This is a genomic window from Stutzerimonas stutzeri, assembly GCF_024448935.1.
Taxonomy (GTDB): Bacteria; Pseudomonadota; Gammaproteobacteria; order Pseudomonadales; family Pseudomonadaceae; genus Stutzerimonas; species Stutzerimonas stutzeri_AO.
This window is the reverse complement of sequence record NZ_JAMOIE010000128.1, coordinates 1-9,999: the sequence shown is the minus strand read 5'-3', so window position 1 is coordinate 9,999 and position 9,999 is coordinate 1. Positions and strand designations below refer to the sequence as shown.

The following is a 9,999-nucleotide window of genomic DNA, read 5'->3' as shown; positions in this document are numbered from 1 at the left end:
ACGCTCGCGCCTACGAAAAGCGGACCGATGTTGAGTCAGCTTCGTGAGCAGTGGGTGGAACGTATCGCTTCTGTAGGAGCCAGCTTGCTGGCGATCCGGGCTCGCTCGGTGTCGAAGATTCAGAGACGATGGGTTGAGCCTGGGATACCCCTCGGTGAACCCCTGAAATCTGATGGGTATCGCTTCGCTCAACGCCATCCTACGAGCGCCGAGGTGGCGTCAGGTAGGCCGCCGTCGCGCCACGATTGGCCTCGCTGGCCTTGATCTCCATCTTGGCAATGCTGCGCAGATGCACTTGGTCCGGGCCATCGGCGAAGCGCAAGGTACGCCCGCCCGTCCACATGTCGGCCAGCGGCGTATCAGGCGTCAAACCCATCGCGCCGTAGACCTGCATGGCTCGATCAGCAACGTTGGTGAGCATTCTGGGCACCAGTGCCTTGATCATCGAGATCTCCTTGCGCGCCGCCTTGGCGCCGACCTCGTCGATCATCCAGGCGGTTTTCAGCACCAACAGACGCGCCTGCTCGATCTCGATGCGCGACTCGGCGATCCAGTCGCCGATGTTCGAGTACTGCTGCAGATACTTGCCGAACGCCTTGCGCTCCTGGCAGCGCTCGACCATCAGCTCCAGCGCCAGCTCGGCCATGCCGATGGAGCGCATGCAGTGGTGGATACGCCCCGGCCCGAGCCGCGCCTGCGCCATCATGAAGCCGCCGCCCTCCTCACCCAGCAGGTTGGCCGCTGGCACCCGCACGTTGCGCAGCAGGAGTTCGCAATGGCCCTCCGGCGCCAGGTGATTCATCACCGCAATGTTACGGACCCGCTCGACGCCGGGCGTGTCGAACGGCACCAGGACCATGCTCTGCTGCCGGTGGCTGACGGCATCCGGGTCGGTCTTGCCCATGACGATCAGCAGTTTGCAGTTGGGATGCGAGGCGTTGGTGATGAACCACTTGCGGCCGTTGATCACGTAATCGTCGCCCTCACGGCGAATCAGCGTCTGGATATTGGTGGCGTCGGAGGACGGCACGTCCGGTTCGGTCATGGCGAAGGCCGAGCGGATCTCGCCTTCAAGCAAGGGCTTCAGCCAGCGCTCGCGCTGCTCCGGCGTGGCGAACATGTGCAGCAGCTCCATGTTCCCGCTATCCGGCGCGTTGCAGTTGAACACCTCCGACGCCCAGTGCACGCGGCCCATGATCTCCGCCAGCGGCGCGTAATCGAGGTTGCTCAGACCCATGCCTGGCTCATCTGCGCCTAGTGACGGCAGGAACAGATTCCATAAGCCTTCGGAACGCGCCAAGGCTTTCAGGTCGTCCATGAACGAAACCGGATAGGCCCCGGCCGCGACCTCCTCGTGCCAGGCGCCAATACGCGGCACGATGTACTGGTCCATGAAGGCGAGTAGCTGCCGACGCAGCGCGTCGACACCTGGGCTATAGGCGAAATGCATCGGATACCTCGGCGATCTGACGGGTCTGGATGCATTCACCATAGGCCTGGTGCGACAGAAAAAGAACGAGCCTAAAGCTGCTGAATCGGCCATCAATCACGGTGACTGATAGCGCGGCAGAATTGACCGAGGTCATCGTTCGCCAGGCGCCGATGCACTAGAGCCCCTTACCAGTGCAGGTAAAACATCCCCTTGGCCAGCAGCACGATCCCTACCATCTGCGCAAAGATCGCCCAGTGGATGCGCCGATAGCGCGCCGGCGACATGCGCCCGCCACGCAGCAGCATGGCGACCAAGCCGAAACTGAGGAACACGCCGACCGCCAGCAGGATCTTCAGCGACAGCAAGGTCGCGAAGCTGCTGGCGAACGGGTCGGCCAATGCCTGGCGGTGAAACCAGGCCAGACCGATACCGGCCCCATAGACAAACAGCACGACCCAGTGCAGCACCACCCGCAGCCGCGCGCCGACGGCCTTGTCGACTCGCTGCATCAGCTCCGGCTCGAGGTGCTGGCGCACCCGGCTGAGCACCGCGACCTCGACGAACAAGGTGCCAATGAAGAAGATTGCCGCCAGCAAATGAGTGACATGCAACAGGGAATAGCTCATCACGGCTCCTTCGGTTGTGATGCCGGCCAGCCTAGCAAAGCCAGCGGCATCGGCAGAACAGGCCCTGGCGATTCAGCGCGGTCAGCTCGCCACCCTCGCGTTGCACCTGTTGTCCGGCGACCAGGCCGTTGTTCGATGTCCGCAGCCGCGTCCGACTGCCACCGTCCTTCTCGATCACAAACAGGGTCTGCTCCAGCCCGGCCGCCTCCTGCACACCCTGCCCGGCCAGGTAGCCCAGGCCAGCGCCGATCAGCGCACCGATGGGTCCGCCGGCTGCTGCGCCCAGCATGAACCCGCTGAGCCCACCGAAACCGCCACCGACGACGCGATCCTCGCGCGCCGATACCCCTCGTCGGCGCCAGCCAGCGAGCTGGGCAGCAGGGTTGCGCAGGTAACCAAAGCGACTGAATTCCTCATCCGATGCTCCGTTGTGTGCCGGGTCGTTCCCCTGTATACAGTCATGAAGCGTGCCGCTTTGATATTCCTTTAAATTCAAGGCATTGCGAAGCCTACGATCTTTTTTACCCCATTCGAATAGGTTCTTTTTACCAACCTTGGAATATTTTATACCCTGACACGAACATCGCTCTTCCAATGGAGGCCGACCGCTGATCCGCTGCAAACGCACCTATGAGCCGCCGGCATCCGATGACGGCCACAGGGTGTCGGCCGATGGTCTATGGCCGCACAACCGGGCCAGGGATTGCCCGGTTTGAGTGGCCGGATCCTCTCGACTGCGGCGGTCGGCGCCTGGAATGCGGTTGGCGTCGAACCGGACACTGATCGTGTCTGCCAACCGAGGCGGAAAGCCTTGGCCATCGTTGGTGCTGGCACAAGCACCAGAATGTCCGACCCGCTCTCAAAACCGGACATTTCGCTCATCGGAACGACCGAACTTTCGCTCCGCTGCCCCTTTCTACAGGCAACATCCTCAGCCAATCCGATCAGCCATGAACCAGCTTTCGCCCCCCTCATCGCCGAACCCCACCGTGATCGACTGCCTGATTGTCGGCGGTGGGCCGGGCGGACTGACTGCAGCGCTCTATCTCGCACGCTTCCGCCGTAGCTGCATGGTCGTGGACGCCGGCTCCAGTCGCGCCTCATGGATTCCACGATCGCATAACTACCCGGGCTTCCCGCCGGGCATCAACGGCAACGACCTGCTGGCCCGGCTGCGCGAACAGGCCAGGGGGTATGGCGCGCGGCTCGAGCACGGCCGGGTCGAGCACATCGAGCCCCACGCCGACGGATTCAGCGCGTGCTATGGCGACGCCACCTGCGTGACCCGGCGGATCATCCTCGCCACCGGGATCGAGGACACCCTGCCGGACATGCCCGATGTCGAGCAGGCCATCGGCAATGGCCAGGTGCGGTTGTGCGCGATCTGCGACGGCTACGAGGTCGACGGGGACAATGTCGCAGTCTATGGCGAGGCGGAAAATGCCATCAGCCATGCGGTGTTCCTGCGCACCTTCACCGATCGCGTGACGGTGGTGGTGCATGGCGAGCCCAATGCCTGCGACCAGGCCATCGCGCTGGCCGGGCACTATGACATCCGGGTGATCAGCGACCGTGTGGAATCCCTGCACCCTTGCGCCACCGGCATCGAGCTGCTGACCAGCCGTGGCGAGCGGCATCACTTCGACATCATCTACCCCAGCCTCGGTGCGCGGTATCGCTCCGACCTGGCGCTGCAGCTGGGCGTCGACTGTGACGAGTACGGCGGCATCTGGGTGAACGACCACCTGCAAACCACCATGCGCGGCCTGTATGCCATCGGCGATGTAACCATGGGCCTGAAGCAGATGAGTGTTGCCATCGGCCAGGCGGCGCAGGCGGCGACGGCCGTGCACAACAGCCTCGAAGCCAACCCCTGGGGCGGCTCGGCCCTGGACCCGGCACGATAGCGAAGCGCCCAGCGGTTTCGGGCGCTAGCGCCCGGCTCGAGCGCAACGAGCGCCTGCTTGTCCTAAGCAAGGGTGACACCTTTTGCTTGGCGACGACGCGAGCCGGACTGTGCGCAGCTTTGCCGTTTTTGTCAGCATTCGCCAATGCCGGACGGTCTAGGCTCTGTACAAGCCTGTTCGTTTCGGAGCCTTGCATGTCACTCAGCGTATTCGACCTGTTCAAAATCGGTATCGGCCCGTCCAGCTCGCACACGGTGGGGCCGATGCGCGCCGCGTTACGGTTTGCCGAGGGGCTCAGACGTGACGCCCTGCTGGCCGTCACCGACCACCTGAGGGTCGAGTTGTACGGTTCGCTCGGCGCCACCGGCAAAGGCCATGGCAGTGACAAGGCCGTTTTACTCGGACTCGAAGGCGAGCGACCCGAGGACGTCGATACCGCCGCCATCCCCCCGCGCATGGCGGCGATGCGTGAATCCCGCGAGCTGCGCCTGCTGGGCGAAAAACGCATTCGCTTCGAGACCGGCAATGACCTGCAATTCATCCGCAAGCCATTGGCATTCCACCCCAACGGCATGATCTTCCGCGCCTTCGATGCGGCCGGGCTGCAGTTGCGCAGTCGCGAGTACTACTCGGTCGGCGGCGGCTTCGTGGTCGACGAGCACGCCGCTGGCAACGACCGCATCGTCGAGGACCAGACTGTCCTGCCCTATCCCTTTCACAGCGCCGACGAACTGCTCGCGTTGTGCGACGAGCATGGCTTATCCATCAGCCAGCTGATGCTGGCGAACGAGGCCGCCTGGCGCCCGGAAGCGGAAACCCGCGCCGGCCTGCTGAAGATCTGGCGGGTGATGCAGGCCTGTGTGAAGGCAGGCTGCAACACCGAAGGGGTCATGCCCGGCGGCCTCAAGGTCCAGCGCCGCGCTGCCGGGCTGTACCGGCAACTCAACGAACACCCCGAAGCCACTCTGCGCGATGCGCTGACGGTACTCGACTGGGTCGACCTGTACGCGCTGGCGGTCAACGAGGAAAACGCCGCCGGCGGCCGGGTGGTGACCGCCCCTACCAACGGCGCTGCCGGAATTGTCCCGGCGCTGCTGCACTACTACATGCGCTTCATCCGCGGCGCCAATGAAGACGGCGTGGTGCGTTTCCTCCTGACAGCCGCCGCCATTGGCATCCTCTACAAGGAAAACGCCTCGATTTCCGGCGCCGAGGTGGGCTGTCAGGGCGAAGTGGGCGTGGCCTGTTCAATGGCGGCCGGGGCGCTGTGCGAAGTGCTCGGCGGCACGCCGCAACAGGTCGAGAACGCCGCTGAAATCGGCATGGAGCACAACCTCGGGCTCACCTGCGACCCGGTGGGCGGGTTGGTTCAGGTGCCCTGCATCGAGCGCAACGCCATGGGCTCGGTCAAGGCGATCAACGCGGCACGCATGGCGCTGCGCGGTAACGGCAAGCACTTCATCTCGCTGGACAAGGTGATCCGCACCATGCGCCAGACCGGCGCCGACATGAAGAGCAAGTACAAGGAAACCGCCCGCGGCGGCCTCGCCGTGAATATCATCGAATGTTGAAGTTTTTCTCGGACAGTAATCGGCCCCACCAACCTTTATCATCCGCCCGGCAGCCCCAGCCGGTTGTCAAAGGAATCCGCTCGCTGTCTCGCTGTCTCCCTTTTAACTGCCGGCCGAAAGGCATATGGATCCAAAACGCCGAGGAATCGATGAGCAACAGCCCTGAGCCGTCAACGCCCAAGAACAGCAACCTGACCCGAAGCACGCTGAGATTTCCTGTGGTCGGGATTGGTGCGTCGGCAGGCGGCCTGAAGGCACTGCTCACTTTTTTCGAGAACATGCCGAACGATTGCGGCATGGCGTTCGCGGTTGTCATGCACCTCTCGCCCAAGCATGAGAGCAATGCCGACAAGATTCTGCAGAACGTCACCAAGATGCCCGTTTTGCAGATCACCGAACCCACCGCCATCGAGCGCAACCATATCTATGTCATCCCGCCGGCAATGGACCTGTCGATGAACGACGGCTATCTGCGCCTGTTGAAACCCGAGCGTGAGCGCGGCCCCCAGGTCGCCATTGATCTGTTCTTCCGCGCCCTCGCCGATGTGCATCACAACCACGCCGTCGGTGTCGTGCTATCGGGCACGGGCTCGGATGGCTCGGTCGGGCTGTCGCGTATCAAGGAACAGGGGGGCGTCACCCTGGCGCAGACCCCGGAGGACGCCGAATACGACTCGATGCCGCGCAGCGCCATCGAAACCGGCCTGGTCGATATCGTTCTGCCGGTGGTGGATATGCCGCAAAAGCTCGTGGAGCTGCGCCATAACCTGGAAGTGCTGCTGGCTCGGCAAGACCCCATCGTCTCGGCAGGCGACAGCGAGCACGCCGGAGAGGCACAGGGCGAGGTCGAGTTTGCTCACGCTCACATCCAATCCAAACCCAACGAGCTGGCACTGCGCGAGATTCTCGCGGCGCTGCGCGCCCGCACCGGCCACGATTTTCGACACTACAAGCAAGCCACGGTCCTGCGTCGCATCGAACGACGGATGCAGGTCAATGCCCTGCGCGACATGCCCAGCTACGCCAAATACCTGCAAAGCCACCCAGAAGAAACACCCGCCTTGTTGGCAGACATGCTGATTGGCGTGACCAACTTCTTCCGTGACCGCGAGGCCTTCGAGGCCCTGGAGCGCGACGTCATCCCGGCGCTGTTCGAGCAGAAGCGGGACCTGGAAGATCGATCCTTGCGCGTATGGACAGCGGCGTGCTCGACCGGGGAGGAAGCCTATTCACTGGCCATGCTGCTGGCCGACCAGGCTGAAATCAGCGGTGCCAAGGGTGAAATCCTGTCCCAGGTGTTTGCCACCGATATAGACGACCGGGCGCTGGAAACCGCTCGCGCGGGTATCTACCCGGAAGCCATCGTCACGGACGTGCCGCCGGCACGGCTGCGGCAGTACTTCGCCAAGGAACAGAATCATTACCGCATGCAGAAAGAGCTACGGGAACGAATCCTGTTCGCCCGGCACAACATTCTGCGCGATCCGCCGTTTTCCAGGCTCGACCTGATTTCCTGCCGCAATCTGATGATCTACCTGGATCGGGACATCCAGATCGAAGTGCTGCGCATGTTTCATTTCGCCTTGAACCCCGGCGGCTACCTGTTCCTCGGCAGCTCGGAAACTGCCGATGCCTGCAGCCAGTTATTCACGCCGGTGGACAAGAAGAACCGTATCTACCGCGCCAAGGAAGTGTCGTCCTCACTGCGACGCGCGCCTGCCGGGCCCTATCAGGGCTTTACCTTGAGCGCCCCGAGCCGCCCTCCATTCAGCGAACCGTCCAGGCGCAACCGGAAATTCTCCTTCGCCGATGTGCACCAACGCGCGCTGGAGCAGTACGCGCCGCCCAGCGTCATCGTCAATCATGACGCCGAAATCGTGCACATGTCCGACCGGGCCGGGAATTTCCTGCGCTATGTGGGCGGCGAGCCCTCGCTGAACCTGCCCACGCTGGTGCATCCGCAATTGCGGCTCGAGTTGCGTACTGCCCTGTACCAGGCGGCCCACACCGGCAAGAGCGTCGAGGCGCGGCGGGTCCGGCTGGAGCGCGACGGCCGCAGCTACTACGTGAACATGGTGGTTCGCCCGTTCCGCGATAACGAAGCGGGTAGCGACTACATGCTGGTGCTGTTCGATGAAGTCGAAGCCTGTATGGACAGCAACACCCTGGAGGACCCGGACACCAAGGACAGCGTGCTGACCCAGCTGGAAGCCGAGTTGCAGCAGACCAAGGAAAGGCTGCAGGTCACCATGGAGCACTCGGAGACCTCCACCGAGGAGCTGCGCGCCTCCAACGAGGAGCTGCAGGCCATCAACGAAGAACTGCGCTCGGCCACCGAGGAGCTGGAGACCAGCAAGGAGGAGCTGCAGTCGATCAACGAAGAGCTGACCACGGTCAACTTCGAACTCAAAACCAAGGTCGACGAGACCAGCAAGATCAACGATGACCTGCAGAACCTGATCTCCTCAACGGACATCGCCACGGTGTTTGTCGACCGCAAGATGAGCATCAAGTGGTTCACGCCTCGCGCCAGGGACATCTTCAACGTCATCGGCAATGATGCAGGCCGATCGCTACTCGACATTACCCATCGCCTCGACTATCCGCAGCTTCATGCCGATGCAGCCAAGGCGTTCGAGGAGCTTCACCTGGTCGAGCGCGAGATCGGATCCAGAGACGGCAACCGCTGGTATCTGGCGAGGTTCTTACCCTACCGCACCCTGGACGACCGCATTCAGGGCGCCGTATTGACCTTCATCGACATCACCGACCGACGCCGCGCCGAGGAAGAGCTGCGCGCCGGTGAAGCCCATTTGAAGATCCTGGCACAGAGCACCAAGGGCTACGCCATCATCACGCTGGATTGCGATGGCTACATCACGACCTGGAACACCGGGGCCGAACACATCTTCGGCTATGCCGAGAAGGAAGCCATCGGCCAGCATGTCGAAATGATCTACAACGACGACGACCGCAAGGCCGGCGTGCCGGAAGCCGAGCGCAAACGTGCGCTGGAGCATGGCCAGGCGACCGATGAGCGCTGGCATGTGCGCAAGGATGGTTCGGCGTGTTACTTCAGCGGCCTGGTCAATCCGCTGATCGGTAGCGATGGAAAAGTGATGGGCTTTGCCAAGATCGCCCGCGACCTGACCGAGGACCGTCAGCGCGATGCCGAGCAACAAAGCGAGCTGGCGAGCATCCAGGCCTCCAACATGCAGAAGGATCAGTTCTTCGCCGTGCTTTCGCATGAGCTCAAGCATCCGCTGAACCTGATCCAGCTCAACGCCGACCTGATTGCGCGATCCCAGGCCGCCAAGGATTCCGCGAACCTGCGCAAGGCCACCCAGGCGATCCAGAACGCCGTTCGCAGCCAGTCGCGGATCATCGACGACCTGATGGACGTCTCGCGGATTCGTACCGGCAAGTTGAAACTGCAGTGCTCGACGTTGCAGTTCCAGGAAGTGCTGCGCGGTATCGAGGCGGTGTTCGCTCCACTGACCCAGGCCGAGAACATCATCTTTGAGACCTTCAAGCCAGAGCAGCCGATCTACATTCGTGCCGACCCGACGCGACTGGAGCAGGTCATCTGGAATCTGTTGAACAACGCCTGGAAATTCACCAAGGGCGGCGAGCGTATCTGCCTTCAGCTCGAGCGCGAGGGCGATCAGGCCCGGCTGGACGTCATCGATACGGGAGAGGGGATATCTGCCGACTTCCTGCCCAAGGTGTTCGACATGTTCGGCCAGGCCGAGATGCAGCATGCACAGCGCTCCAAACACGGATTGGGCATCGGGCTCGCCTTGGTCAAGCAGCTGATCGAGGCCCATAACGGCCGTATTGAAGCCTTCTCCGAAGGCCTCGGCCGGGGGGCGCGCTTCAGCATCTGGCTGCCGATTCACCTGCAGACCGAAATCGAACTGGGTGACTTGGCCAACCACGGGGAAGCGGGTGCGCTATCCGGCATCAAGATCCTGCTGGTGGATGATTCGCCCGACATTCTCGAAACCATGTGCGAGCTGCTGGAAAGCGAAGACGCCATCGTAACCACGGCTGACGGCGGCGCGCAGGGTATCGCGCTGGCCGAGCAGTCGGCTTTCGACGTGATCGTTTCCGATATCGGTATGCCCGGGATCGACGGCCACAAGATGATGGCCTCGATTCGCGAAGGCGTTAACCGCAACACGCCAAGCATCGCCCTGACTGGCTACGGCACGCTGCGCGACGTGGAAACAGCCAAGGCCGCCGGCTTTAACCTGCACTTGCGCAAGCCGATCGACCTGCAAGCGCTGATCAATGCCGTGAACCAGGCCGTGCACTAGATCCGCCAAGCCACGGCTCGCTGCTGATCGTAGGAGCGGGCCATGCCCGCGAATCCGGATCTCAACCATCGGTGCGGCCCCGTTCGCGGCCATGGGCCGTTCCTACCAAAGCCCAGGCACCGCTGGAGCGAGCTTGTTCGCGAT

Annotated in this window: 6 protein-coding genes and 1 pseudogene; 3 read left to right on the top strand and 4 right to left on the bottom strand. The window is 62.8% G+C overall.

From position 1 onward, the window contains the following. Positions 1-199 precede the first annotated feature (199 nt). The 3 genes and pseudogenes from NA637_RS22830 to NA637_RS22820 all read right to left on the bottom strand — a co-directional run bounded on the left by NA637_RS22830 (position 200) and on the right by NA637_RS22820 (position 2,475). Positions 200-1,450, bottom strand: a complete 1,251-nt coding sequence (locus NA637_RS22830) for an acyl-CoA dehydrogenase family protein (RefSeq protein ID WP_256074818.1) — start codon at positions 1,448-1,450, stop codon at positions 200-202. Between the two features lie 167 nt (positions 1,451-1,617). Continuing rightward, positions 1,618-2,058, bottom strand: coding sequence for a CopD family copper resistance protein (locus tag NA637_RS22825; protein WP_256074817.1), 441 nt, complete (start codon positions 2,056-2,058; stop codon positions 1,618-1,620). A 31-nt stretch (positions 2,059-2,089) separates the two neighbouring features. Next, a pseudogene (locus NA637_RS22820) lies at positions 2,090-2,475 on the bottom strand (hypothetical protein). 533 nt (positions 2,476-3,008) lie between these two features. Between NA637_RS22820 and NA637_RS22815 the strand changes: the two are divergent. Beyond that, positions 3,009-3,965, top strand: coding sequence for an NAD(P)/FAD-dependent oxidoreductase (locus NA637_RS22815; protein ID WP_256074816.1), 957 nt, complete (start codon positions 3,009-3,011; stop codon positions 3,963-3,965). Positions 3,966-4,159: 194 nt separating this feature from the next. After that, a complete protein-coding gene (locus NA637_RS22810) occupies positions 4,160-5,536 on the top strand; it encodes an L-serine ammonia-lyase (protein ID WP_256074815.1) in 1,377 nt (458 codons plus the stop codon). Here NA637_RS22810 and NA637_RS22805 read toward each other — a convergent pair. Then, positions 5,523-5,852, bottom strand: coding sequence for a hypothetical protein (locus NA637_RS22805; RefSeq protein WP_256074821.1), 330 nt, complete (start codon positions 5,850-5,852; stop codon positions 5,523-5,525). The two genes, NA637_RS22810 and NA637_RS22805, sit on opposite strands and share 14 nt — an antisense overlap. Here NA637_RS22805 and NA637_RS22800 point away from each other — a divergent pair. Then, positions 5,755-9,855 (top strand): CheR family methyltransferase, encoded by a 4,101-nt coding sequence (locus tag NA637_RS22800; RefSeq protein WP_256074819.1) that lies wholly within the window; start codon positions 5,755-5,757, stop codon positions 9,853-9,855. The two genes, NA637_RS22805 and NA637_RS22800, sit on opposite strands and share 98 nt — an antisense overlap. The last annotated feature ends 144 nt before the right edge of the window (positions 9,856-9,999 follow it).